This window comes from Xanthomonas sp. NCPPB 2933, from assembly GCF_056725225.1.
Genome location: NZ_CM161518.1, coordinates 4917604 through 4943605, shown reverse-complemented (window position 1 = coordinate 4943605; position 26002 = coordinate 4917604). Strand labels below are relative to the sequence as shown.

17 protein-coding genes and 1 pseudogene are annotated in these 26002 nt (G+C 65.3%); 9 read left to right on the top strand and 9 right to left on the bottom strand.

Features of this window, described 5'->3' with window-relative positions; translation table 11 throughout:
* Window positions 1-216 precede the first annotated feature (216 nt).
* Window positions 217-1779: an EAL domain-containing protein gene (locus AC1PLU_RS20860; protein ID WP_268213050.1), complete on the bottom strand. Its 1563-nt coding sequence runs from the start codon at window positions 1777-1779 to the stop codon at window positions 217-219.
* Between the two features lie 384 nt (window positions 1780-2163).
* On the opposite strand from AC1PLU_RS20860, the gene AC1PLU_RS20855 reads away from it, so the two are divergent.
* Window positions 2164-2340 (top strand): hypothetical protein, encoded by a 177-nt coding sequence (locus AC1PLU_RS20855; RefSeq protein ID WP_006449000.1) that lies wholly within the window; start codon window positions 2164-2166, stop codon window positions 2338-2340.
* A 510-nt stretch (window positions 2341-2850) separates the two neighbouring features.
* On the opposite strand, the gene AC1PLU_RS20850 is transcribed toward AC1PLU_RS20855, so the two are convergent.
* From AC1PLU_RS20850 to ubiK, 3 genes are all read right to left on the bottom strand, one after another.
* Window positions 2851-3360: a lipocalin family protein gene (locus AC1PLU_RS20850; protein WP_481107134.1), complete on the bottom strand. Its 510-nt coding sequence runs from the start codon at window positions 3358-3360 to the stop codon at window positions 2851-2853.
* A gap of 89 nt (window positions 3361-3449) precedes the next feature.
* Complete coding sequence (locus AC1PLU_RS20845) at window positions 3450-4970, bottom strand: YifB family Mg chelatase-like AAA ATPase (RefSeq protein ID WP_481107133.1); 1521 nt, start codon at window positions 4968-4970, stop codon at window positions 3450-3452.
* 16 nt (window positions 4971-4986) lie between these two features.
* Entirely contained in the window at window positions 4987-5265 is a 279-nt protein-coding gene (gene ubiK / locus AC1PLU_RS20840) for a ubiquinone biosynthesis accessory factor UbiK (RefSeq protein ID WP_481107132.1), read from the bottom strand.
* 152 nt (window positions 5266-5417) lie between these two features.
* Here ubiK and AC1PLU_RS20835 point away from each other — a divergent pair, with 152 nt between their 5' ends.
* The gene (locus AC1PLU_RS20835; RefSeq protein ID WP_197970279.1) at window positions 5418-5792 is read left to right on the top strand and encodes a P-II family nitrogen regulator; all 375 of its coding nucleotides are present in this window, start codon (window positions 5418-5420) and stop codon (window positions 5790-5792) included.
* A gap of 421 nt (window positions 5793-6213) precedes the next feature.
* Window positions 6214-8187: a glycoside hydrolase family 84 protein gene (locus AC1PLU_RS20830; protein ID WP_481107131.1), complete on the top strand. Its 1974-nt coding sequence runs from the start codon at window positions 6214-6216 to the stop codon at window positions 8185-8187.
* Window positions 8188-8529: 342 nt separating this feature from the next.
* Here the strand turns inward: AC1PLU_RS20830 and AC1PLU_RS20825 are convergent, their stop codons facing one another.
* Entirely contained in the window at window positions 8530-9213 is a 684-nt protein-coding gene (locus AC1PLU_RS20825) for an RIO1 family regulatory kinase/ATPase domain-containing protein (RefSeq protein WP_481107130.1), read from the bottom strand.
* Window positions 9214-9774: 561 nt separating this feature from the next.
* Here AC1PLU_RS20825 and AC1PLU_RS20820 point away from each other — a divergent pair.
* Window positions 9775-10581: a hypothetical protein gene (locus tag AC1PLU_RS20820; protein WP_481107129.1), complete on the top strand. Its 807-nt coding sequence runs from the start codon at window positions 9775-9777 to the stop codon at window positions 10579-10581.
* A 197-nt stretch (window positions 10582-10778) separates the two neighbouring features.
* Window positions 10779-11388, top strand: a pseudogene (locus AC1PLU_RS20815) (PH domain-containing protein).
* Window positions 11389-11635: 247 nt separating this feature from the next.
* On the opposite strand, the gene speE reads toward AC1PLU_RS20815, so the two are convergent.
* On the bottom strand, window positions 11636-12493 hold the full coding sequence (speE, locus tag AC1PLU_RS20810) for a polyamine aminopropyltransferase (RefSeq protein ID WP_481094242.1): 858 nt from the start codon (window positions 12491-12493) through the stop codon (window positions 11636-11638).
* A 234-nt stretch (window positions 12494-12727) separates the two neighbouring features.
* Between speE and speA the strand changes: the two genes are divergently transcribed.
* The 4 genes from speA to AC1PLU_RS20790 all read left to right on the top strand — a co-directional run bounded on the left by speA (window position 12728) and on the right by AC1PLU_RS20790 (window position 22219).
* Window positions 12728-14614, top strand: coding sequence for an arginine decarboxylase (gene speA, locus AC1PLU_RS20805; RefSeq protein WP_023905478.1), 1887 nt, complete (start codon window positions 12728-12730; stop codon window positions 14612-14614).
* Between the two features lie 955 nt (window positions 14615-15569).
* Window positions 15570-19553: an amino acid adenylation domain-containing protein gene (locus AC1PLU_RS20800; RefSeq protein WP_481107128.1), complete on the top strand. Its 3984-nt coding sequence runs from the start codon at window positions 15570-15572 to the stop codon at window positions 19551-19553.
* Window positions 19546-20883 carry a glycosyltransferase gene (locus AC1PLU_RS20795; RefSeq protein WP_481107127.1) on the top strand — a complete coding sequence of 446 codons (1338 nt, stop codon included), beginning with the start codon at window positions 19546-19548 and terminating at the stop codon, window positions 20881-20883. The genes AC1PLU_RS20800 and AC1PLU_RS20795 overlap by 8 nt, the downstream gene beginning before the upstream one ends.
* Before the next feature lie 208 nt (window positions 20884-21091).
* Window positions 21092-22219 (top strand): acyltransferase family protein, encoded by a 1128-nt coding sequence (locus tag AC1PLU_RS20790; RefSeq protein ID WP_481107126.1) that lies wholly within the window; start codon window positions 21092-21094, stop codon window positions 22217-22219.
* A 165-nt stretch (window positions 22220-22384) separates the two neighbouring features.
* On the opposite strand, the gene AC1PLU_RS20785 is transcribed toward AC1PLU_RS20790, so the two are convergent.
* The 3 genes from AC1PLU_RS20785 to argS form a co-directional block, all read right to left on the bottom strand.
* Entirely contained in the window at window positions 22385-23140 is a 756-nt protein-coding gene (locus AC1PLU_RS20785) for an SDR family NAD(P)-dependent oxidoreductase (RefSeq protein ID WP_481107125.1), read from the bottom strand.
* A gap of 162 nt (window positions 23141-23302) precedes the next feature.
* Window positions 23303-24202 carry an SPOR domain-containing protein gene (locus AC1PLU_RS20780; RefSeq protein WP_481107124.1) on the bottom strand — a complete coding sequence of 300 codons (900 nt, stop codon included), beginning with the start codon at window positions 24200-24202 and terminating at the stop codon, window positions 23303-23305.
* 45 nt (window positions 24203-24247) lie between these two features.
* Entirely contained in the window at window positions 24248-25936 is a 1689-nt protein-coding gene (argS, locus tag AC1PLU_RS20775; protein WP_074056503.1) for an arginine--tRNA ligase, read from the bottom strand.
* Window positions 25937-26002: the final 66 nt, after the last annotated feature.

Here is a 26002-nt window from a genome sequence, read left to right as displayed (position 1 = left end):
GGTCGCCATCGGCGGCCCTTTTTGTTGGGTCAGCGAAGTGGTCGCCATACGACGTTGCGCATCGTTGCGCGGGCGCGGTCGTTACATGTGGCAGCGGTGAACCCCTCCGCTGCGAGTCGAGCCTGCCGTTTGCGCACACTGACCAGCGCTGTGCTCGGTGGGTCGGCGGCGCGTAGTGCCGGCTCAGGTCAGGGTGTGGCGGCGCACCGCCCCCGGTCAGTGCGCGGCGCCGCGCATCAGCGCGTGATACGCGATGAAACCAGTAGCCGGCAGCGCGCGCGAGAACAGCCAGCCCTGCGCCAGATCCACGCCGTGGGCGCGCAGATAATCCAGCTGCTCCTGGCGCTCCACGCCTTCGGCAATGGTGCGCAACTTCAGCGTCTTGGCCATGTCGATGATGTGCGAGGTCACCGCACTGGTGGCCGAGTGGGTGCCAATGGTATCCACGAACGACTTGTCGATCTTCAATGCATCCAGCGGCAGCCCTTGCAGGTACTGCAGGCTCGAATAGCCGGTGCCGAAGTCGTCGATCGACACCGTGTGGCCGGCGCCGCGCAGGTGGGTGATGGTGGCGCGTGCCGCATCGATATCCATCAGGCTGCGCTCGGTGGCCTCCACCCACAGCTGTCCGCTGTCCACGCCGGTGCCGCGCAGTGCTTGCGCCAGCACGGTCTGCACGCGGCCACTCTTGATGTCGCCGGCCGAGACGTTGATGGCCACATGCAGGGACGGAATCGCCGCCAGGGTCGGGCCGAGTTCGCGGATGACTTCGGCCACCACCATGTCGGTGATCGGTAGGATTAGACCGCTCTCTTCGGCCAGCGGAATGAAGGCGTCGGGCGGGATTAGCACGCCATCGGATTGCTGCCAGCGCACCAGCGCCTCGGCACCGACGCAGGCGCCGCTATCGAGCGCGATGATCGGCTGGTAGTGCACGATGAATTCCCCGCGCTGCACCGCGCTTTCCAGCCGTGCCAAGGGCGACAGCCGCCGCCGTGAAACCCAGATCACCAGGCTGACCAGCAGCAGCGCCAATGCGATGCCCACCGGCACCGTCTGCAAGCGTGCCGCCGCCAGTGGACCACGCAGGTAAGCGGCTGGTTCGGTGACCACCGCAGCCCAGTCGCCACGGCGGTCGCGGCCGGACAAGACCTGCGTCTGCGTTGCGTCTGCGCTGGATGTATCGGGCAACGGCTCGATCAACAATTGCTCGGCGGCGATATCGGTACTGCTCAGGATCTGCCCGGTCGGGGTGCCGATCGCCAGTTGCAGGCCGGGCGGGATATTGATGTCGGTGAGGGTGGCCGGATTGATCAACACGTTGTAGTCGTCCAGCTGCAGCGCCATCAGCGGGTGCTGCGGATTGGCCAGCGGACGCAGGCGGGTGGTCACCGCAATGCCGCGCTTGACCACGAAATCCGGGGTGGACTGTGGAATCGCCTCTGGCAACGGCCCCCATGAGGTGCAGCGCAAACGGCGCTGCTGAAAATGCCCCAGCTCCACGATGTAATGACTGGTCAGCACCAATGCGCGCATCTGCGCCAGATGCTCAGGAGAACAGCGCGGCAGCTGCGAGCCAGCCATGTTCACCAGCGCGCCGTGCGCTTCGTCGAAGGCGGCTTCGGTGCGCCGGATCGACAGCGCGGCCAGCTGGCTGAGCCTGCTCTGCTCGCGATCCAGCGCCAGCCGCCACGCCAGGTAATAGGACAGGCTGATCGGAAGGGTTGCGCACAGCACCACCAGCAACACGGTCACACTGATGATGCGTTGTCGCTTCACCTCATCCCCCGCATCTGCATGGCGGCCAGCTCACGCAGTGCACCCTGGACAGTGCGCGGCAGATGCGCATTGCCGAGCCACCGGCACAGTGAATGCGCCGCGCACACGGAGGCCCGATGCGCGCATGGTGACGACAGGAGACATGGACTGATGAGGCTGCACGTCGCGAATGTACGACACGCGCGTGCATTGCGCGCGTCCTCGGAGCGAAGCGGATGTGATTTTCTGCCGATGCGCATGCACCGCAGAGTGGCAAGCGGGCTTGTCAATAGGTTCACACGCCTGCACGCGATGGCGCGCTAGGGTCGAAAGGTCTGCCCTCCCGTCTGGGAGCAGCGGGATAATCCGGTCCCACGCAAGACGCTTTCCGAGGAGGAATCACCCATGACAACCCAGAAAGAACGTGTCGGCGGCACCGATGCCGTGCCGATCTTCAAGATGCAGGAAACCACGCGCGACGGCGAACTCACCAAATACGTGGTCGGCGACACCGGCGTGGCCTTCGACAGCCTGGAAGGTGCGCAGGCTGCGGCCAAGGATCTGAGCACACTCAACGGTTGAGGGCGTGCTTTAGATCCGAGGTAGTTGGTCGAGTGCGGGGTAGGCGAGGGCGCGGTGCCCTCGCCGCTCGCGGGACACGCCGTAAACCCATCCCTGGGGGCTCGGTGGCGGCATCCATGCCGCCACACGGTCCCGCAATCGGCGAGGACACCGCACCAGAAAGTTGGCGGTTGCTTTGTTGAAAGTCTGCCTGTTGATCGCGTTGCGTTGCGAAGCTGATCAAACGCGCAGTTATCCAAACAACGCGCGACATGCCTTGCTTGCACCATGCACACGACCATTTCGACTGGTCCTTGCCCGCCCACCGTCGCGGGACCTTACGCGGCATGGATGCCGCGTAAGAGCCTACATGGACGTACTTGCGGCGTGTCCCGCGATGGTGGGCGGGCAAGGGCCCTGCAGCCAAGCCGAAGATCACCCGCTCTACAACTGGCAGAAACTTGGCTAGTCGTAAGGTGCAGTGCCCTCTGGGCAGTTGCAGATTGCTTTACTGAAAATCCTAAGCCCTGATCAGGAGAGCGGCTGCTCGGTCAGCCGCCCAGTATGCGGGGTGTGGATCAGCGGGGCCAGATCGAAGCCCTGCTCGAGCGCATGCGCCAGATAGGCCTGAGTGATGTTCTCGTCCAGCTGCGGCAGCCGTGCCAGCAGCCACAGATACTTGCGGTCGGGGCCACCGACCAGCGCGGCGGTGTAGTCCGCATCGATGCGCATCACCCAGTAATCGCCTTTGGTGAAGGGAATCCAGCGCAGGCCTTCGGGCAGAAAGGTGACCTCCAGGCGCGCGTTGCTGTCGTCGATGGCGCGCGCCTCACCGATTGCTTCTTCCAATGCGCCTTCGGCAGTCAGGCAGCGGTTCTGCACACGCACCGTGCCATCGTCCTGCAGCGAATAGTGCGCCGACACATCGGTGCAATCGGCATCCTCGAAGCGGATCGGCAGCCGCGCGATCTCGTACCAGGTGCCCAGATAACGATTCAGATCCAGGGACGGGACGGTGAGGAGTTCGGGAAGTCGGCTCATGGCGGCCTCTGCGTAGTGGAATGGCAGATGTTGTACGTGCATCGTCATGAAATGCATGTTGGGATGCTGATGCCGCTGGAGCGCAGCCATTAGGCTGCGCTTGCCGTGCCCACCGCGCGATCCAGTTTGCGGTAGCCGATCGCTTCGGTGAGATGGCGCGTGGCAATGACCGCGCTGTCGTCGAGATCGGCGATGGTGCGTGCCACGCGCAGGATGCGATGCATCGAGCGCGCGGAGAGCTGCAGGTGTTCGATGGCGCGTTCCAGCAACAGCTGATCGTCATTTTGCAGGCGGCAGTGATGATCGGTTTGTGCCTGGTCCAGTTGTGCGTTGGGCACGCCGGCACGTGCAAGTTGCCGCGCGCGCGCCGCGACCACGCGGGTGCGCACGCTCGCGCTGTCCTCGCCAACGTTGCCGCTGCGCAGGACCTGCGGCGGCAGGCGCGGGACCTCCACATGCAGATCGATCCGGTCCAGCAGCGGCCCGGAGATCCGGCTGCGATAACGGCCGATGGTGTCGCTGCTGCAACGGCAACGCCCACTGCTATCGCCGGCCCACCCGCACGGACAGGGATTCATCGCAGCGACCAGTTGGAACCTGGCCGGGAAATCCACACTGCGCGCGGCGCGCGAGATGGTGACCAGGCCCGATTCCAGCGGCTCGCGCAGCACTTCCAGCGTTTGGCGTTGCCATTCGGGCAACTCGTCCAGAAACAACACGCCGTTGTGGGCCAGCGAGATCTCGCCGGGGCGTGGATGTGTGCCGCCGCCAACCAAGGCGACCGCGCTGGCGGTGTGGTGCGGAGCCCGATAGGGGCGTTGCCGCCAGCGCACAAGATCCAGTCCGCGACCGCTGATGGAGGTAATGGCGGCGGTTTCCAGCGCCTCGGCTTCGCTGGCTTCCGGCAGCAGGCCGGGCAGGCGCGAGGCGAGCAAGGTCTTGCCGCAGCCAGGGCTACCGACCAGCAATAAATGGTGACCGCCGGCTGCGGCAATTTCCAGCGCGCGGCGGGCATGCGGTTGGCCGCGCACGTCGGCCATGTCGGGCAGGGCGCGCGCGCCGAGCGCCTGCACCGCCAGTTCGGCGGCGGGCGCCTTCTGGGTGCCATTGAGCGTGGCACAGACTTCCAGCAGCGTGCGCGCGGTAAAGGCTTCGACGTGGCCGGCGATGGCGGCCTCGGCACCGTTGGCCAGCGGCACGATCAGGCGGCGGCCGGCCTGCGCGGCTGCCAGCGCGGCGGGCAGGACGCCATCGAAACCGCGCAATTCGCCAGTGAGCGCCAGTTCGCCGAGAAACTCATACTCGGCCAGGGCCTGCCGGTCGATCTGCCCGCTGGCGGCCAGGATGCCGAGTGCGATCGGCAGATCGAAACGGCCGCCTTCCTTGGGTAAATCGGCCGGCGCCAGATTGATGGTGATGCGCCGCGCGGGGAATTCGAACTGTGCGCATAGCAGCGCGGCACGCACGCGTTCGCGCGACTCGCGCACCGCGGCCTCGGGCAGGCCCACGATCTGGGTGGAGGGAAGACCGCCGGAGAGATGCACTTCCACCCGAACCTCAGGCGCATGCACCCCCACGCGGGCACGGCTGTGCACCAGCGCCAGACTCATGGTGGAGGGCCTTAGGTCAGGGGGTGGTAGGTGGCGCGGTGGGCGGCGTGCCGGGCGTGCGTGCTTCCAGTGCGGCGACGGCCTGTTCCAGGGCGTCGAGTTTTTCGCGCGTGCGCAGCAGCACCGCGCGCTGCACGTCGAACTCTTCGCGGGTGACCAGGTCCAGCTTGCCCAGGCCGGCCTGCAGTGCGCCCTTGAAGGTGCTCTGCAGTTCTTCGCGCGATTGGCGCAGGCCCGGCGGCACCAGGTCGCTGAGGCGGCGGGCAAGGTCGTCGAGCTGATTGAAATCGATCATGGGGTTCTCCGCAGGTCCGTAGGAAGCCTAGTGCAGGCCGGAACACGCGGGACATCGGCAAGGCAGTCGGCAGGCGGTAAGGATAGTCCCATTCGGTTGTCGGTCGCGGTGACGGCGATGCGTATGAGATGAGTGTTGCGGCCGTCCACGGTATGCTGCGCGACCGTCATGCCCTGGGATCTGCACCGATGAAAATGATCATGGCCATCGTCAAACCGTTCAAGCTCGACGATGTGCGCGAAGCGCTCGCCGGCTGCGGGGTGGCGGGCATCACGGTGACCGAGGTCAAGGGCTTCGGGCGCCAGAAAGGCCACACCGAGTTGTATCGCGGCGCCGAGTATGTGGTCGATTTCCTGCCCAAGGTGAAGATCGAAGTGGCGGTGACCGACGACCAGGCCGAGCGTGTGGTCGAGGCGATCGTCGCGGCGGCCGGCACCGGCAAGATCGGCGACGGCAAGGTGTTCGTCTACGACCTGGGCAGCGTGGTGCGCATCCGCACCGGCGAGCTGGATAGCGACGCGTTGTAAGGCGTCACCGGAAGCGACTTCGGTCGATGCTGTGCCGGCATTGCGCAGGCAACTGACCGATGACAGAAAAACAGCGCCACGGGGCCGGGTCTGCACCGTCGGTCAATGCCCTCGTAGGCGGCATCCAGCTGACAACCAACGCGTTTATGAAATTGGCAGCCGGGCCCACCTTCGGTGGAGCAGCCTGGCTGCATGGCCCAAGTATCGCCAACGCGCGCCGCGCTACGTGGCCGGCTCATACCATTTCAATACCGCAGATCGGCCCCGACACCAGAGGCAAGCAACGGTACCGGCCGCCTGCCCGTAACCCAGCTGCCAATCGTCGAAGAGACCTAGAACGTCCTGATGCGACCCCTGCTTGTCGCCGCGCGATGACTTGCCTACTCTAGTGGCTAATACCATTTCAATACCGGAGTTCGGAATGAAGCGACGTGATGGCAAGTCGGGCTTGCGCCTGCTTCCGGTCCTGGTGGCGCTAAGCCTAACGGCCCCTGCGCTGGCGCAGCCGGTCACACAGCCGGCGATCTTTCCGAGCCCGACGTCGATCGCGCTGGAGGGCGGCACCGTCACGCTCGGTCGGTCGGTCGTGCTGGTGGTGGCGCCGGGTGCGGACCCGGCGTCGGTCGCGCTGGTGCGCCGTATCCTCGGCACCGCTGGCGTGACCAAGATCTCCACCGCATCGCGTCTGCCTGCCACGCTCGACCGCCCGCATATCGTGCTCGGCACCGGCGAGGCGGCGGTGGTGCGCGATGCCCTGACGCGCAGCAAGGCGGGGCAGGACACCCACAAGGAGGGCTATACGCTCGCCAGCGTCGCGCTCGGCAACGGCAGCCTGATCACGCTGGCCGGTCACGATAACGATGGGCTGTTCCATGCGGCGCAGACGCTGCGTCAGCTGGTCGAGCGCCCCGCCATCCCGACCCTGGTGATCCAGGATCATCCGGCGATGCCGATCCGCGGCACCATCGAAGGGTTCTACGGTGCACCGTGGTCGATGGCCGATCGCACCAAGCATCTGGAATTTCTTGCCCGCACCAAGGCCAATACCTTCATCTACAGCCCGAAGGACGACCCGTACGCGCGCGACCGCTGGCGCGAGGCGTATCCGGCCGCCACGTTGAAGGCGCTGGGCAAGCTGGCGGCCACCGCCAAACGCAATCATGTCGACTTCGTCTATGCGATCTCGCCGGGGCCGACGGTGTGCTTCTCCGATCCGGCCGACGCCAAGGCGCTGCTGCGCAAGTTCGATGCCTTCCGCGCGCTGGGCGTGCGCAGCTTCTATGTGGCGCTGGACGATATCGAATACACCAAGTGGAACTGCGAGCGCGACAAGACCACCTTCGGCGATTCGGGTGCGCAAGCGGCCGGCATCGCGCAGTCGCATCTGCTCAACCTGGTGCAGGCCGATCTGGTCGCCCGCCACGATGCGTCGTCGGAACTGATCATGGTGCCGACCGAGTATTTCGACGCCAAGGAAAGTCCGTACAAGGAAGCGCTGCGCAAGCACCTGGACCCGAAGATCGTGGTGCAGTGGACCGGCACCGACGTGGTGCCGCCGGCCATTTCCATCCCCGATGCACGCGCGGCCACCAAGGCGTTCGGCCGCAAGACGCTGCTGTGGGACAACTACCCGGTCAACGATTTCGAGACCTCGGCCGGGCGTCTGCTGATGGCGCCGTACGCGCGCCGCGAAGCGGGTTTGTCGGCGGAATTGTCTGGCATCGTCTCCAATCCGATGAATCAGGAAGTGCCCAGCCGCGTCGCGGTGATGGGGCTGACCGCGTTCGCGTGGAACGACAAGGATTACGACGCGCAGCGCACCTGGCATGCGGCCGCACGCGATCTGGCCGGAGGCGATGCGCGGGTGACTGCCGCGCTGCTCACCTTCTTCGACACCCAGCATCTGGCACCGACCTTCGGCAGCCAGCCGTGGCAGGAACAGGCGCCGCAGCTGAAGGCGGTGCTCGACCATGTGCGCGAGACGATCGCGCTCGGCGATGCGGCGGCGCGCAGCCAGGCCATCGCCGAGCTGGCGCGCACGGCGGACGAGATTGCTGCCGCGCCGCAGATCATTCGCGAAGGCGTGGCCGACAAGGGCTTTGCGGAACAATCGCGCCCCTGGCTGGAGGCGATGCAAGGTTGGGGCCGCGCGTTGCAGCAAACCGCTGGCGGCCTGGATGCCGCCAATCGCGGTGATGCGCAGGCGGCAGTGGCGTTTACCGATGCCAAGCAGAGTGCCGCCGAAGCCGCAGCGATCCCCTCGATTCCCGGCGCCACGCGTTTCGGTGGCCCGGTCAAGATCGCCGATGGCGTACTGGACCGCTTCGTCGCCGACGCGCCGCGCCTGATCGCCTACCGCGTGCAGTCGACAGCCGAAGCGGCAAACGCGCAGTGACGACCTGGGGCGGCGACCGGACGACGGCCTAGCCACTAGACAGGCGTCGCCGGTGCGCGGCATCGACGCGGACCCCTTGTCCACTGTGGTTCCCCTGCGCAGTTGCGCACCACCTGGCGATTGCTCGCCAGGTGGATAGGCGCACCGCTGGTGTGTCATCGGGATGGTCAGGCGTGCAGCCCGGTGGGCGTGGCCCGCGTCGCCGGATCAGCATGCGGCACGCAGATCGAGATGCGTTGTTCCCCTGCGCTGGTGCTGGATGCATTGCGCAATTGCGCGTCACCGCCCAGGTGCCGCGCTCCCCGCGTGGCACCTGGGAGGTGGGTGACGGCAACTTGCCGGTCAGCGGGTTTCGTTCGGCGCTACCGGCTGCGCATCGCGCTTCAGGTGCCGATACAGCCGCTTCCAGCTGCCGCGGATGGTGCGTACCCAGCGCGGCTCGGCGCTGCGTGCGGCCTCGTCGGCGGTCGGCGCGATACCGGCCAGGCGCTGGCGCATCTTCTGGAAATTGGCCAAGTCACTGCGCTGCAGTTGACGCGCCAGCGTGCCGCGTCGCAACCAGCGCGGGAAGCGCCAGGCCGAGGTGAAATCGATCAGCACTGGCACGCCGGCACTGATCACCACATTGGTGCCGTGCAGATCGTTGTGGGTGATGCCGACTGCGTGCAGACGGCGCAGCGCATGCTGCAGCTGCTGGAACACCTCCTGGCCGACCACCGCGCTGGCGCTGAGGGTGTCGCCCGGAATGAACTCCATGCCCAGTGCCAGCCCGCCCAGCGTGCCGAGCAGGGCCGGCGCATGCCGCCAGCCGTGCAGGCGGGCCAGCATCTTGGACTCGTGCCGCACCATCAGCCGCGCGATCGGCGCCAGCAGCGTACGGCGGTAGCGGCTGTAGTCCTTGACCACCGCCAGTTGCCCATCCAGATGCGTGCGATAGACGTTGGGCTCGAGCAGCCGGGTGCCCTGCTTGAGCAGCACGGGCGTGACGATTTGCAGGCTGGAGGTGTCCAGCGGCTGGTAGTGCATGGCAAGTCTCCGGACCTTGGCGGCGCGGAGGAATCACGCGTCTGGCAGGTTTACGATGATCGCGGGGGATCGGTCCGATGAATTTTAGAACTTGCGAGTATTGAAATTATATTTGTTAAAAAAATGAAATGTTCCGGGAGTGGAACGGCTCGAAGAATCAACAGCTTGCAGAGTCAGCTGCGATCAATGTTGTCGGTATCTCTGTGCGACGCGCTGCTTGCAGCGAGCGTGCATTTACCGCATCGCGTGCCGCGCCCGTCGGCACAAGCGCTCACCGGAACGCTGATTGGCCACTGTGCACGCCAACAGGCAGCGATCACAGTCCTTCTTGACAGGTGCTGAGACTCGATCCACTGTGCCGGCTGCGGTCAGGGGGCTGCATCACGCGCAGTACCGGCACGTCCACACGGACGATGCCTGAAGCCGAGTACGCGCACGATCCTGTGATTTTGGGAAAGCCCCCGAATTGGACAGCAACTGCGCCACTTCCGGACGCCGCCAGGTCATGCCTGCGTGCGCATGGATGCGGGGACGATGGAGTACGACTCATTGGGGAATGCGATGAAAAGGACCGCAACATGGCTGTTGGCCTGCACGGCGCTGGGCTGCGTTTCCGACGCGGCCGCGCAGTCGTTGTCGCGTGGCTGGGACAACTATCGGCAACAGCAAAAACAGCAGGCTGGCACCCAGGGGGCCACCGCACCGGCGCCGCCGTCCGGCCCGTCGCAAGACGGTACCGCCGCAGGACAGACGGCAGTGCAAGACAGCGCAGCCGGCGAGACCGGCGGCTTCACCACGGTGACGGCGCAGACGCCCGCAGCGGCGGCACCGCCCGCACCGGTGCCTGCCTACGTTGCGCCTGCGCCGCGCGAAGAAGAACAGCGCCTCAAGAGCGGCATGTTCTTGGGCGCGCAGGGCGGCGAAGCCAAGGTGTTCGAGGGGAACAAGCAGGACATGGCGGGCTTCAACGTCGGTTACCGCTGGCGTGCTGGTCCGGTCACGCTGGTCGGCATTGAAGTGGCCACCGGAAAGGTCGACGGTTCGAAGGATGCGGATGGCTTTGTCGTCATTCCGACAGTGGACTTCGGCAGCATCGGTGGAACGGCGCGCTTCAACTTCGGCGACACCCCTGTGTTCGCTCTGGTACGCATGGGCTATTGGGGAGGCGAGGCAAAAGGCGAGGACTACACCGAGCGTGTTTACGGCGCATATCTGGGTGCGGGCCTCGGTGTGGATATCGGCAAGCATTTCAGTCTGAGCGCGCTCTACACGAACTACCTGTACGCCGACGAGTACTACGACGACTACGAAGACATCACCATCAATCGTGCCGAAGTGCTGAGCTTCGGCGCCGAAGTCCGCTTTTGAGCCGGCGATAGAAAAACAGCGTTGTGCACACAGCAAGGCGGATGGCGACATCCGCCTTGTTGCCGTTGGGCTATATGAAGCGCTCGGTGATCCGGTACTGCGCACGCTTTGTCGGAGCTCTGATCGGCACCACGAAGGCACGGATGTGGTGTCATACAAGACAACGCTGCGGCGCAAGCAATCACGACGAGGAAGGTATGGAGGTCTTTACGCAATTTCTGACCGACGAGCAGGACCCGGTGGCCGTGGGCAAGATCCTGCCCAAGGTGAACGTTGCTGACCCGCGACGAGCAGGTCGAGTACATCGCGGTGCAAAAGAAGATGGTGATGAACTTGTCGCCGGCCGCGGTGGTGCTGACCAATCGCAGATTCATCGTTGTACACCCCACGCTGTTCGGGATGACGTTTCGCGATGTCCCCTGGCGCGAGGTGCTCGACGTGCATATGAGCGAGCAGATGCTGGGCGCAACGATCATGTGCCGCACCACGCAGGGCGGCTACCTGTCCATCGACAGCCTGCCCAAGAAACAGGCACGGCGGGTCTACGCCTATGCCCAGCAGGTGGAAGAATCGGCCCACGAAAAACGTCAGCAGCTGGAGTTCGACAAGTTGCGTGCGTCGGCCGGCGGTGTGGTGGTGCATGCGCCTGCAGCGCAGGGCGTGGCGCCTTCAGTGCCAGCGACTACGGTGGCCGGCGCGGATGATCCGATGCAGGTGCTGAGCAAGCTCAAGCAGTTGCTGGATGCCGGGTTGGTGACCCAGGAAGAATTCGACGCCAAGAAGGCTGAAGTGCTGGCACGGCTCTAGGGCTGGCAAACGAAGAACGGGGCTGGCGGCACTACGCGCACAAGCCTCAGGTAGATGCGTACCGCGCAGCGGAGTCGTAGTGCACACATGGCCCTGCCGATGCTACGCGACACTGCGAGCATCGCCAGCACGCCTGTAAGCGGTGCTGTCTTCGCCCCCAATCTGCAGGACCAGCGCACGCGAACGATGCGCCGGTTCTTTTCAATCGGGCCGGCGCGCAGCAAGCGGCGCCGGCCCGATGACATGCTTACTCGCCCAGCGCCTTGGCCACGAACGGCGGTGCAACCAGCACGCCGGTATGCAGGTGCGCGGTGTAGTACAGCGTCTCGAAACCCTTGGCCTGCGCATCGTTTTGGCGGAACGCGAAATCGGCGTTGGCCTGCTTGCTGGCCATGGTCACGCTCCACCAGCCGGTGGGGTAGCACGGCTGCGGGAACGGCAGGGTCTTGAACGACTGGAAGCCGGCCTTGCCCATTTCGGTGCGCATTTCCTTGATTAGCTCCAGCAGCGCCAGCGGCGATTCGGACTGCTGCACCAGGATGCCGTCGTCCTTCAGCGCCTTGAAGCAGCTGTCGTAGAACGCCTTGTTGAACAGGCCTTCGGCCGGGCCGACCGGGTCGGTGGAATCGACGATCACGATGTCCACGCTGCCGGCCGAGCAGTTGGCCATGTAGGCCACGCCGTCGTCGAACAGCAGCTCGGCACGCTTATCGTGGTTGGAATCGCACAGCTCGGGGAAATACTTCTCCGACATGCGCGTGACCTGCTCGTCGATATCGCACTGGGTGGCACTTTCCACGCCCGGGTGCTTGAGCACCTCGCGCAGCGTGCCGCAGTCGCCGCCGCCGATGATCACCACGCGCTTGGGTGCGGGGTGGGTGAATAGCGCCGGGTGGCTGATCATCTCGTGATAGAAGAAATTGTCGCGGCTGGTCAGCATCACCGCGCCATCGATGAGCATCAGCTTGCCCCAGTCGGTGGTCTGGTAGATCTCGATCTTCTGGAACGGGGACTGCACCTCGTCCAGCTTGCCGCTGACGCGAAAGCCGATCGCCGAGCCGGTCGGCTGGAAGTGTTCGATGTACCAGTTGTCGTTGGCGCTCATGCAAAATCCTAAAAGGAAGGGGGCTGTTCCTTCTCCCTCCGGGAGAAGGTGGCGCAAAGCGCCGGATGAGGGTCGGGCGCAGCCTCATGCACCAAGCTGCTGACGGCACTACCGAACCCTCACCAACCCCACTCCAACCAGGAGCGGGGCATCAAGTCGGCGCGGATTGTAACGGACCCTGCGCGTGCCAGGCGTTACACTTCACGCCCTTTTTGCCCCAGCCGAGTCAGCGAAATGAGCGATTGGTCCCTCGACCAAGCCCGCAAGACCTATTCGATCCCGCATTGGGCCGACGGGTATTTCGATGTGAACGCTGCCGGACACATCGTGGTCACGCCGACCACCGATGGCCCGTCGGTGTCGCTGCCCGAGGTGGTGGACGCCGCGCGCGCGGCTGGCGCCAAGCTGCCGCTGCTGGTGCGCTTCCCGGACATCCTGGGCCAGCGCCTGGGCAAGCTGCAGGCCGCGTTCGCGCAGGCGCAGTCCGAATGGGATTACGCAGGCGGCTACACGGCCGTCTACCCGATCAAGGTCAACCAGCATCGCGGCGTGGCTGGCACGCTGGCCAGCCACCATGGCGAGGGCTTTGGCCTGGAAGCGGGCAGCAAGCCGGAGCTGATGGCGGTGTTGGCACTGTCGCGCCCGGGCGGGTTGATCGTCTGCAACGGCTACAAGGACCGCGAATACATCCGCCTGGCACTGATTGGGCGCAAGCTCGGCCTGCAGACCTTCATCGTCATCGAAAAGCCCTCCGAGCTGAAGCTGGTGCTGGAAGAGGCGCGCGCGCTGGAGGTCAAGCCGGGCCTGGGCGTGCGCATGCGGCTGGCCTCGCTGGGCGCGGGCAAATGGCAGAACAGCGGTGGCGACAAGGCCAAGTTCGGGCTGTCGCCGCGCCAGGTGCTGGATCTGTGGAAGACGCTGCGCGACACCGAATACGCCGACTGCCTGCAGTTGCTGCATTTCCACATGGGCTCGCAGATTTCCAACGTGCGCGACATCGCCAACGGCATGCGCGAGGCCACACGCTATTTCGTGGAGCTCTCGCGCCTGGGCGCCAAGATCAGCCATGTGGATGTCGGCGGCGGCCTGGGTATCGATTACGAAGGCACGCGTTCGCGCAGTTATTGCTCGATCAACTATGGCCTGCATTCCTACGCCAGCAATATCGTGCAGCCGCTGGCCAATGCCTGCGAAGAGCATGGCCTGACCCCGCCGCGCATCGTCACCGAATGCGGCCGCGCGATGACCGCGCACCACGCGGTGCTGATCGCCAATGTGTCCGAAGTGGAGCAGGCGCCGGAAGGTCGCGTGCCCGACGCGCACGACGACGAACCGGCAGCGATTCGCCACCTGCGCGAGATCCACGATGAGCTAGACGTGCGCCCGGCGGTGGAACTGTTCCAGGAGGCGCAGCACTTCCATGCCGAAGGCCTGAGTGCGTATGCATTGGGCCAGATCGACCTCACCCACCGCGCGCGTATCGACGATCTGTTCTACGCGATCGCCCATGGCGTGCGTGCACGCCTGAGCTTCGACGAAAAGAGCCACCGCCCGGTGCTGGACGAGCTCAACGAGCGGCTGGTGGACAAGTACTTCGTCAACTTCAGCGTGTTCGAATCGATTCCGGATGTGTGGGCGATCGATCAGGTGTTCCCGATCGTGCCGATCGAGCGCTTGAACGAAGCGCCGCAACGGCGCGGCATCATCGCCGACATGACCTGCGATTCGGACGGCATGGTCAAGACCTACGTCGAGAACGAAAGCCTGGACAGCTCGATGCCGCTGCACACGTTGAATCCGGGCGAGAGCTATCGCATCGGCTTCTTCCTGGTCGGCGCCTACCAGGAAATTCTCGGCGATATCCATAACCTGTTCGGTGATACCGATGCGGTGGAAGTGGCCGTGGACGGCGATGGCTATCGCATTGCGCAGCAGCGCCGTGGCGATACCACCGATGTGATGCTGGATTACGTGGGCTATCAGCTGGACACGCTGCGCGCGACCTATGCCGAGCGCATCGCCGCCGCGCAGCTGTCGCCGGAGCGTGCGCAGGAATTGCACGACGCCTTGGAAGCCGGGCTGACCGGTTACACCTATCTGTCCGACGAACCGTTGGGCTGAAGCAGTACGCGCGCCGCGGCCGACGCCGTGGCGCGCAGGCAGTGCCGATGCAAGATCAGCACTGAGTCCGCGCCGCTACAGCCGCGTAGAAGAGCTGCATAGAACGAGTGAGCAGTCGTAAAGCGGACGCGGCCGGTGATCGGCCTTCGCATGAATCTGTTGGGCACCGCCCTGCCAGCGCGCCTTGAGGGCCGCTTGCCACCGCTCAGTCACGCACGCATGACCTCGGGCAGACGCGCACCGGCGCAGTCCACATAAAACAGCGCACTGTGACCCGCGCGACCCCGCGCCGTTGATCTACAGAGTGCCGCAGTCGTATGACATCCAAACGACCGACGCATGATCGAACGAATGCACGCGCTAGGTGTCGCAAGCGATGCCGCATGTCGTGCAGTGATTTGTCTGGTAGCGCAGCTATATCAACGCTGCCGCGCGCAGTGGTCTTATGCATTGCGGTCTTTTATGCAATGCGGAGAACGCAAATCCGCCTGCAATTTCGCCTGCAATCGCGCACCTGCCGCATCGACGCGACATGCGTCGCGTTTTGTGTGTGGCGCTGCATGCAGCGCCGAACCCCCAAACAGACGTATGTATCCAGAACACTAACTGCAATCACACTTCATTAAAAAATATTTGCAGGAAACGCGCAATTCGTGATTTTTGCACGGTTCATTGTGTTGCCCGATTGTTAGTGTTTATTAACTTGCCGGGAAGCAAGTGCTTCAAGAAAAACGCAGTTGCACGTCTTGGTGTTACCTCCGTGCTACTTCGTTGTACGTCTCCATTGTGCGTCTTTATCGAGTGTTCCAACTGCGTATCGCCGGCCTCTGCCGGTGGTCGATGGTGTTTTCTACCTAAACGTTTTTTAGGCCAAGTGCTGATCCGGCGTCTCGTTGACCGCATTGCGGGCAAGACCCGTTGGGCGACTGCGCGCCACACAAGAAGGATGCACGCAATGCACGCTGACGCCTCTCCCGTGATTCCCCTGACTAAAGCGCAACGCGGCCTGTGGGTTGCCAGCAAGTTGCACACCGACAACACCTTGATGTTGTCCGAAGCGTTGGAGATGTTCGGCCCTCTCGATCCGCAGCTATTGCTACGCGCCAGCATGCAGCTGACGCGCGAGTTCGACACACTGCGGCTGTGCATCGTCGAACACGATGGCGTGCCCGGCCAGGTCATCCGTCCCGAATACACGGCCGCCATTCCGTACTTCAATCTCAGCGAAGATCCCTCGCCGCGCAACGCGGCCGAGCATTGGGTGGACGAACAAATCCGCAAGCCGGAAAACCTGCAGGACGGGCCGTTGTGGCACTGCGCGGTCTTCCGTCTTGGCGAAGATCACCATATGTGGGTGCAGTGCGTGAGCCATCTGGTGATGGATGGCTATTGCGCATCGATCATGATGCAACGCATGGCGGTGCTCTATAACGCCTACGCTACCGATAGCGAGCCGGAACCTGCGCAGTACGGCAGTGCGCTGTCGTTGAACGAACTGGAGCAGCACTATCGCGAGTCCGATCGTTTTCAGCGCGATCGCACCTACTGGATGCAACAGCTGGCCGATTTGCCGCCGCCGGCCACCTTGGCGCGGCCGGGCAATCAGCTGTCCACCGGGTTGTTGCGTGGCACCGGGCAGTTTTCGCCGCAGCAGGTGGTGCGTTTGCGTGCGCTGGGCAAGGACTATGGCGCCAGCCTGCCGCAGATGCTGATCTCGCTGATTGCCGCGTATTACTACCGCTGCACCGGTGCCGAGGATCTGGTGATCGCAATGCCGGTGACCGGCCGCATCAATGCGCGTTACCGGCAAACCGCCGGGCTGGTGGCCAACGTGATTTCGCTGCGTTTGAAGATGGATCCGCAGCAGCCGATCCATCACTTGTTCGCGCAGGTGTCCTCGGTGGTCAAGCATGCCTTGCGGCACCAGCAATACCGCTTCGAGGATGTGCGTCGCGACCTGGGCGTGTTCGGCATCGAACAGAAGTTCGCGCGGCTGGCGGTGAATATCGAGGCCTTCGATTACGCGCTGCGCTTCGGCGAGGCGTATGCAGTGCCGCACAACCTCTGCAACGGTCCGGCCGACGATCTGACCATCTTCTGCTACGAGCGTGGCGATGGCGCCGCGTTGCGCTTCGACCTGGATGCCAACCCGGCGTTGTACGACAGCGACGAGCTGGCAGAACATTGCCGCCGCCTGACCCACCTGGCCGATGCGGTACTGGCAGATCCGGAGTGCGCACTCGGCCTGATCGATGTGCTGGGTCACGACGAGCGCCAGCGGCTGCTGCACACCTGGAACGACACCGCTGCGCCGCTGCCGGAGCCGAGCACGCTGCTGCACGGCATGCTGCAGCGTGCCGAGCTGATGCCGGCGGCGGTGGTGGTGCAATACGACAACCGCACGCTGGATTACGCCACGCTCTGCGAGCTTGCCTCGCGCGTTGCCGCGCAGTGGGTGGCCGACGGCGTGGGCCCGGGCGATGTGGTCGCCATCGCGTTGCCGCGCAGCGAGCAATTGCTGGTGGCCTTGCTGGCGGTGATGTGGAGCGGGGCGGCCTATCTGCCGCTGGACCCGGAAAGCCCGGCCGCGCGCAATCGGCAGATGCTCAACGATTCCGGCGCCATCGCGCTGGTCTGCGAGCCGGCGTTGTGCGAGCGCTATCTGCTCGGTGGCATGGTGTGGCTGGACCCGCGCCCGGCCGTGTTGCCGGCGGCGATCGCACCGCTCGCCACGCCGGATGGCACCGCCTACGTGTTGTACACCTCCGGCTCGACCGGCGCGCCCAAGGGCGTGGAAATCAGCCATCGCAATCTGTTCAATTTCCTGCATGCGATGGAGCACGAACTGGCATTGCGCCCGCGCGATCGTGTGCTGGCAGTCACCACCATCACCTTCGATATCGCCGGGCTGGAGTTGTACCTGCCGTTGTTGGTGGGCGCACGCGTAGTCATCGCACCAGCCGGCATCACTCACGATCCACGCAGCCTGTCGCGCCTGATTGCGCACGAGCAGATCAGCGTGGTGCAGGCCACGCCGTCGTTGTGGCGCATCCTGTTGGCCAACCAAGATCTGGCACTGGACCGTATCCACGCGCTGGTCGGCGGTGAGGCCTTGGTGCCGGAGTTGGCGACGCAGTTGCTGAGCCGGGTGGGGCGCCTGACCCAGTTGTACGGGCCGACCGAAACCACCATCTGGTCGACCATCATGCCGTTGCAGCTGACCGACGCCGCAGCCCCACCCATCGGCAGGCCGCTGCTCAATACGCGCGTCTACGTGCTGGATGCGCAGCGGCAGCCGCTGCCCACCGGCGCGATCGGCGAGTTGTATATCGGCGGCGCAGGTGTGGCGAAGGGCTATCGCGGCAAGCGCCAGCTGACCAGCGAGCGCTTCGTGCGCGACCCGTTTGCCGATGACGGCAGCAGCATGTACCGCACCGGCGACCGCGTGCGTCAGCGCCGCGACGGCATGCTGGAGTTCATCGGCCGTGCGGACGCGCAATTGAAGATCCGCGGCCATCGCGTGGAGCCGGCCGAAATCGAAAACGCCTTGCTGCTGCATTCGCAGGTAGCCCAGGCGGTGGTGGTTGGCCATAGCGATGGCGACAACAACGCGTTGCAGTTGCTGGCCTATGTGGTGGGCAAGCACGGAACCATGCCGGCGACCGAGCTGCTGCGCGCGCATCTGCAGCAACGCTTGCCTGCGTCGATGATTCCCACGCTGTGGATGCCGCTGGAGGCACTGCCGCTGACACCCAACGGCAAGCTGGATCGCCGCGCATTGCCGTCACCGGGCGCATTGCCGCAGCGCGCGCATGTAGCGCCACGCGATGCGCTCGAACACCAACTGGCAGCGATGTTGCAGGACGTGCTGGGCATTGAAGTCGTCGGTGTGGAAGACAACTTCTTCGAACTCGGCGGCGACTCGCTGCGCGCGGCAGAAATGGCAGCGCGTTTCCCGCAGATGTTCGGCGTCGAACTGCCGCTGGGCACGCTGTTCCATGCGCCGACGATTGCCGGTCTGGCCGAGGTGATCAAACGCAGCGCGCAGACCCCGAACGATCCGCTCGGCGTGCTGTTGCCGTTGCGTGCGGGTACGCCGGGCACCACGCCGCTGTTCTGCATCCATCCGGTGGTCGGTCTGGGCTGGTCGTATCTCACCCTGCTCGGTCAGCTCGATCCGCAGTGGCCGGTATATGCATTGCAGTCGCCGGCATTGAGCGACCCTCAGCATCGCCCGGAGAGCATCGAGGCGATCGCGCGCGATTACCTGGCCCGTCTGCGCAGCGTGCAGCCGCACGGGCCGTATCGGCTGATCGGTTGGTCGCTGGGCGGCTTGATCGCCCATGCCATCACCGCCGAGTTGCATGCGCTTGGCGAAGAAGTCGAGTTGCTGGCAATGCTCGACAGCTACCCGCATCTGGAGCAGGCCGCATCGTTGCCGGAATCGGAAAACGTTCGCGCATCGGTGCATGCGCTGGGCCTGACGCTGGCACACGGCCAGCCGATGCCGACCACGGTGGCCGAACTGGCCAGCCTGCTATGCGATCACTACGGGTTGAACGATTTGCCCGCGGTGCGCCAGCTGCTCGAACAACGCCCCACGCTGCTGGACGACATGGGCGGTATGACCCAGCACCACCTGCAGCTGGCGCGGCGTCATCGCCCCAAGCCGCTGGACCAGGATGTGCTGTTCGTCGAAGCAAGCGTGCGCATGACCTCCGGCGGCGACGATGCAGTGTGGGTGGATTACCGGCCGCAGGCCTGGCGCCCGTACGTGCGCAATCTGCACCTGCATACCTTGGACAGCGACCATCATTCGATGCTGTCGTCCACGCATTCGGCCACGCTCAGCGCGTTGCTGCACGCGGCCACTGCGAAAGCCACACAACGCGATGGCAGCATTGCCACCGCCAGCGACGGGGTGGCCGAATATGCCTGAGTCACTGCAGACGCCGGCACCTCACCGTCCGGTACTGATCGCCACCCTGGGCACGCATGGCGATGTGCGCCCGATCATCGCGCTGGGCCGCGGCCTGCAGGAGCGCGGTTATCCGGTGCGGGTGCTGACCAGCGCCAACTTCGAATCCCTGATCCGCGCCAATGGGCTGGAGTTCTTTCCGCTCAGCGGCGACCACCAGAAGCTGTTGCAGGGCCATCCGAATGTCGCCGAGATGCGCGGCGGCTGGCGTGGCATCTGGGGCACCTTGCGCGCACAACTGATGGACTGGGCGCGCGACTGGGCCGAGCAGGGCCGCGCGGCCTGTGCCGATGCCGGTTTGATTCTCGGCGTGGGCAGCGCGAGCTTGCTGGCACATAGCCTGGGCCAGGCCTACGGCCTGCCGGTGGTGTTCACGCAACTGCAGCCGCTGACCGCCTCGCGCCATGTGCCGTTGATGGTGATGCCCACCGTGCGTCTGCCGGGGCTGGTGAGTGTGGCACTGCATCATGCGGTGCGCTTTGCCGGCTGGCAGCTGATGCGCCCGGCGCTCAACGGCATCGTGCGCCCGGCATTGGGGCTGCCGGCGTATCCATGGAGTGGTCCCGACCGCAGCGCGCAGCGCGTGGTGTATGGCTATAGCGAGCATCTGTGCCCACGTCCGCCGGACTGGCCGGACAGAGCCCAGGTCGCCGGTTTCTGGCAGTTGCCGCAGCCGCAGTGGCAGCCGCCGGCCGCGCTGGAAGCGTTTCTGCAGGCCGGCCCGCCGCCGCTGTATATCGGCTTCGGCAGCATGATCAGCACCGATGCGGCGCAGCTCACCGCCATCGTCAAGGCGGCGGTGCGTCTGACTGGTCAACGCGCGTTGCTGGCCAGCGGCTGGGGCGGGCTGGCGGCTGGGGAAGACGCGTCCGACGATGCGGAGCGCTTCTTCCAGCTGGAGCAGGCACCGCACGATTGGCTGTTCCCGCGGGTGTCGGTCGCGGTGCATCACGGCGGTGCCGGCACGACCGGTGCGGCGCTGGCTGCGGGGATTCCGTCGGTGGTCCTGCCGTTCGGCTACGACCAACCGTTCTGGGCGCATTGCCTGGCCCAGCGCGGCGTCGCGCCCCCGGCACTCGCACGGGTCGGATTGCAGCCGGAAACCTTGGCCGATGCCATCCGCCAGGCCAGCGCGCCGAGCATGCGTGCAGCAGCACGCGTGCTGGGTCAGCGCATCCGTGAGGAGGACGGGATCAGCCGGGCGGTGGATCAGCTGGAAGCATGGGGATTGCTGCAACCGGCGGTGTCGGTGGCGCCGACCGAGCGGATCGAGCAGCAGGCCGTCGCGTGATACAGACCGTCGTGTGATGGATGACGCTGTGGGGGAACCACAGCGTCGATAGCGGATTGCAGGCGGCAATGCGGCTGGGCATTACCGCAGGTCTCTGAGTGCGGCACGGTTGAGGTGCCGGGCGTGTTGCTGCGGCCAACGTCAATGCCGGCATCGCTGCATCGGCGGGATGCGGCACAATCGGGCTCCCTCGCCTTGCATCGCCCGCATGCGCTATCCCGCCCTCGATCTGCTGCGTGGCATCGCCATCGTCTGGGTGATGCTGTTCCATTCCTTCGTGGTCGGCGGTCTGGGTCCGGACTGGGCGTGGTTGTCCCGCTACGGCTGGATGGGCGTGGACCTGTTCTTCGTGTTGAGCGGTTTTCTGATCGGCACGCAGGTGCTGCGGCCGCTGGCGCACGGGCAAGGCCTGGACTTCAAGGCGTTCTATCTGCGCCGCGCGTTCCGCATCCTGCCGGCGTTTCTGGTGGTGCTGGCGATCTACATGGCGTGGCCGGATTTTCGTGAGTCGCCCGGGTTGGCACCGTGGTGGATGTTCGTCAGCTTCACCCTGAACCTGTTCGTCGATTACGGCCGCGATGCCGCGTTCTCGCACGCCTGGTCGCTGTGCGTGGAAGAACATTTCTATCTGGTGTTTCCGTTGCTCGCGACGCTGTTGATGCGTCGGCCCTCGGCCGCGCGCTTTGTCGTGCTCTGCGTGCTGGTGGTGGTTGCAGGTATCGCGCTGCGTGCCGGCATCTGGTGGCACAACACCGCCCTGGACAGCGCCGGTGCCGGCCTGCAGCGCAACTGGTTTGTCGAAGACCTCTATTACCCGACCTGGAACCGTCTGGACGGTCTGCTGGCCGGTGTCGTCCTGGCGGTGCTCAAGATCTTCCGCCCCACGCTGTGGCAACGGCTGCAGCAGCGCGGCAACGCGGTGCTGTGTGCCGGCATTGCGATTCTGGCGCTGGCGTTGTGGCTGTTTCGCGAGCGCACCGGCCTGATCGGCAATGCGTTGGGCTGGCCGATGTTGTCGTTGGGGCTCGCCTTGCTGGTGCTGGCCGGCACCGCCACCCGCGGCGTGCTTGGCGGCCTGCGCGTGCCGGGCGCGGCGTGGCTGGCGGGCATTTCCTACAGCCTGTATCTGACCCACAAGGCCGTGTTCCATCTCACCCAGGGCTGGTTCGGCCCGGCGCTGGAGGGGCGTGGCGTGCTGGCATTTGCGGTGTATGGCCTGATGGCAGTGCTGGGCGGTGCGGTCTTGCACTACGCGGTGGAGCGCCCGTTTCTGCAGCTGCGCGACAAGATGCTGCGGCCAGGCGCGCGGCCGTTGGCTGCCGCTGATCGCGCCTGACCGGGCATCGCAAAACGCCGCGCAATGCGCGGCGTTGTCGTCATCTCTGGCGGTGCGCCAGTTCCAGCGCCGCACCGAGCTTGGATGCTGCGCGATCTGCGCACGCGCCAATCAACACATCATCGGGTCGCGGCGCGACCGAGGCATTGGCGCTGAAGGCCATCGTTACTGCGCGTCGCGCGCCACCTGGAAACCGGCGAACGACTGCGTCACCGGCATGATTTCCAGCCGATTGATATTCAGATGCGCCGGCAGGCTGGCGACATAGAAGATCTGCTCGGCGATGTCCTCGGCGGTCATCGGGGTGGCGCCGCGGTACAGCGTGTCGGAGGCGGCCTGGTTGCCGCCGGTGCGTACCAGGGTGAATTCGGTTTCTGCCATGCCCGGTTCGATCGAGGTCACGCGCACACCGATGCCGTGCAGGTCCGCACGCAGGCCCAGCGAAAACTGCTGCACGAACGCCTTGGTGCCGCCGTACACATTGCCGCCGGTGTACGGGTAGGTCGCCGCCACCGAGGCGATGTTGATGATCGCGCCGCGGCGTGCGATCAGCGCCGGCAACAGGCGGTGGGTGAGGGTGACCAGGGCGGTGACGTTGGTGTCGATCATCTGCTGCCACTGCGTCAGGTCCGCCTGCTGTGCAGGCGCGGTACCCAGCGCCAGGCCGGCGTTGTTGACCAGCACATCGATGTCGGCGAAGTCAGCCGGCAATGCATCGATCGCTGCCGACAAGGCCTGCGCATCGCGCATGTCGAACGCGGCGGTGTGCACCTGGCCGGCGGGCAGTTCGGCGGCCAGCGCCTCCAGGCGCTCGGCGCGCCGGCCGGTGGCGATGATCTTCCAGCCGGCAGCAGCAAAACGGCGCACGGCGGCGCTGCCGAATCCGGAGGTGGCGCCAGTGATCAGAACGGTCTTGGACATGGGGATAACTCCTGCGAAGGGGGATCAGACGAAGCAATCAGGTGTGGCGACCGTGCCGGATGCGCGTGCCGCTGCACGGCGTGCGTGCAGCCCGGCCGCACCGAGCGGCTTGCGCGCAACGACGTCGTAGCAACAGGCCGCAAGCGCGCTGCAGCACTGTCGCTACTGCGCCTTGATGGCGATGGCAGGCAATCCGCTGCCGGTCAGTTTCTGCTTGGCTTCGGCCAGTTCGCCGGCGCTGCCATACGGCCCCATGCGCACGCGGTAGACGGTTTTGCCGCTGATTTCAGCCGATTCCACGCGTGCGGCCAGGCCCATCATCGCCAGCTTGGCCTTGGTCGATTCGGCATCGCCAGAGGCGCCGAACGAGCCGGCCTGCAGGATGTAGCGGGTGTTGTCTGTCACTGCAGGTGCAGCCGCCGTCGTTGCCGCTGCGGCCGTCGCAGCAGGTTTCGGCGCTGCAGTTGCAGGTGCGGCGGCAGCCGGCGTGGTGAGCCCTGCGGTGCTGGCCGGCGCCGGTGTGGCCGCCGGACGCGCAGGCGCAGTTTCCGCCAACGGCTTGGGCGCGCTGGCGGCGGTTTCGTTCAATGGCACCGGCACGCTGGCGGCCGGCGTGGCTGCAGCAACACGTGCTGCTGCACCCGGTGCGGGCGCAACCGGCTTGCCTTCCAGTGCCGCACGCGCACGCGCGGCTTCTTCGGCACGCGCACTGGCCGCCAGTTCGGCATCGGACATCTGCACTTCCTTGCCGGGCAGCAAGGTGTAGAAGTCGTACTGCGTCTGCGCATCGCCGGGTTTGGCTTGCGGCTTGGGCGGTTGTGCGCTGGGCTTGGGCAGGTCGGCCGGCGTATCCACGTCGGCATCTGCCACCGGCTCGGGCTGCGCATCGGGATTGGCGCGCGGGCCCACACGCAGGAAGCCGTCGCCGTCCTTCTTGAACAGGTTGGGCGCTGCCAGAAAGATCACTGCCGCAATCGCGGCGCCCGCCACCAACCACACCCAACCGGGGGTGCCATTGCTGGTGTTGCGTCGCGCCTGACTCTTACCGCGTCGTGCTGCCATCTACCACTTCTCCGAATCACGTCGTTGCGGGCCGTGTGGCCCGACTTACATCTTTTCTGGGGCGCTGACGCCAAGCAGTTCCAGGCCGTTGGCGAGCACCTGTTGCGTGGCGACGGCGAGGGTGAGTTTGGCGTCGCGCTCTGCGGCATCGTCCACCAGCAGTTTGGTGTTGTGATACCACGTGTGGAAGGCGTGCGCCAATTCACGCAGGTACTGCGCAATCTGATACGGCTCCAGCGTCTGGCCGGCGATTTCGACCACTTCCGCATAGCGCGACAGCTCGACCATGACGTTGAGCGAATGCTCGTCATCCAGACGCGCCAGCTCGGCCAACCCATGCGCCTGCTCGTACTTGTAGCCTTTTTCCAGCGCCTGACGCAGCACGCTGCACACACGGGCATGCGCGTACTGCACATAGAACACCGGGTTGTCGTTGCTCTGCTGACGGGCCAGGTCGATATCGAAGGTGAGCTGCGAATCGGGCTTGCGCGCGATCAGGAACCAGCGCACCGCATCGGCGCTGGTTTCTTCGATCAGATCGCGCAGGGTGACGTAGCTGCCGGCACGCTTGGATAGCTTCACCTCTTCGCCGCCGCGCATCACCGTGACCATCTGGTGCAGCACGTATTCCGGCCAGCCCTGCGGGATGCCCAGTTCCAGTGCCTGCAGGCCGGCGCGCACGCGCGTCAGCGAGCCGTGGTGGTCAGCGCCGAGCTCGGTGATCGCGCGCTCGTAGCCGCGCTGCCACTTGGTCAGGTGATAGGCCACGTCCGGTACGAAGTAGGTGTAGGTGCCGTCGGACTTGCGCATCACCCGGTCCTTGTCGTCGCCGAAGTCGGTGGACTTCAACCACAACGCGCCGCCTTCCTCGTAGGTGTGGCCGGAGGCGATCAGCTTCTGCACGGCCTCTTCGACCTTGCCGTCCTTGTACAGCGAGCTTTCCAGGAAATAGATATCGAAATCGACGCGGAACGCGGCCAGGTCGTGGTTCTGCTCGTTACGCAGATAGGCCACCGCGAAGCGGCGGATCGCGTCGAAATCGGCAGGGTCCTTGCCGCCGGTGACCAGATGGCCTTCCAGGTCGACGGTGTCGCCGGCCAGGTAGGCGTTGGCCACATCGGCGATGTAGTCGCCGCGGTAGCCGTTCTCCGGCCAGCCGTCGCTGTCGGGGGTGAGCCCTTGCGCGCGCGCTTGCACCGACAACGCCAGGTTCTCGATCTGCACGCCGGCATCGTTGTAATAGAACTCGCGCTTGACGTTCCAGCCGTTGGCATCGAGCACGCGCGCCAGGCTGTCGCCGATCGCCGCCGCGCGGCCGTGGCCGACATGCAGCGGGCCGGTCGGGTTGGCCGAGACGTACTCCACGCCCACCGAGCGGCCATTGCCGGCCAGCCCGCGGCCGTAGTCGGGGCCCTGCTTGATCACATGCGCCACTTCGCGCTGGTAGGCGGAGGGTGTCAGGTGGAAATTGATGAAGCCCGGGCCGGCGATCTCCACCTTGGCCACGTCGTCACTGGCCGGCAACGCGGCGACCAGTGCCTGGGCCAGTGCACGCGGATTGCTGCGCGCGGGCTTGGCCAGCAGCATCGCGGCATTGGTGGCGAAGTCGCCGTGTTCGCGCGTCTTGGGCCGCTCGACCACAAAATCCGGCGGCAGGGTGTCGGCAGGCAGGGTGCCGTTGGCGCGCAAGGCTTCAATGCCTTGGCCGATCAGTGCGCGGAGTTGGGCTTTCACGTGGGATCTGCTTGGAACGAAACCACCGATTTTACCCGACCGCGCGCCCCCGGGTCCGGCAGACGG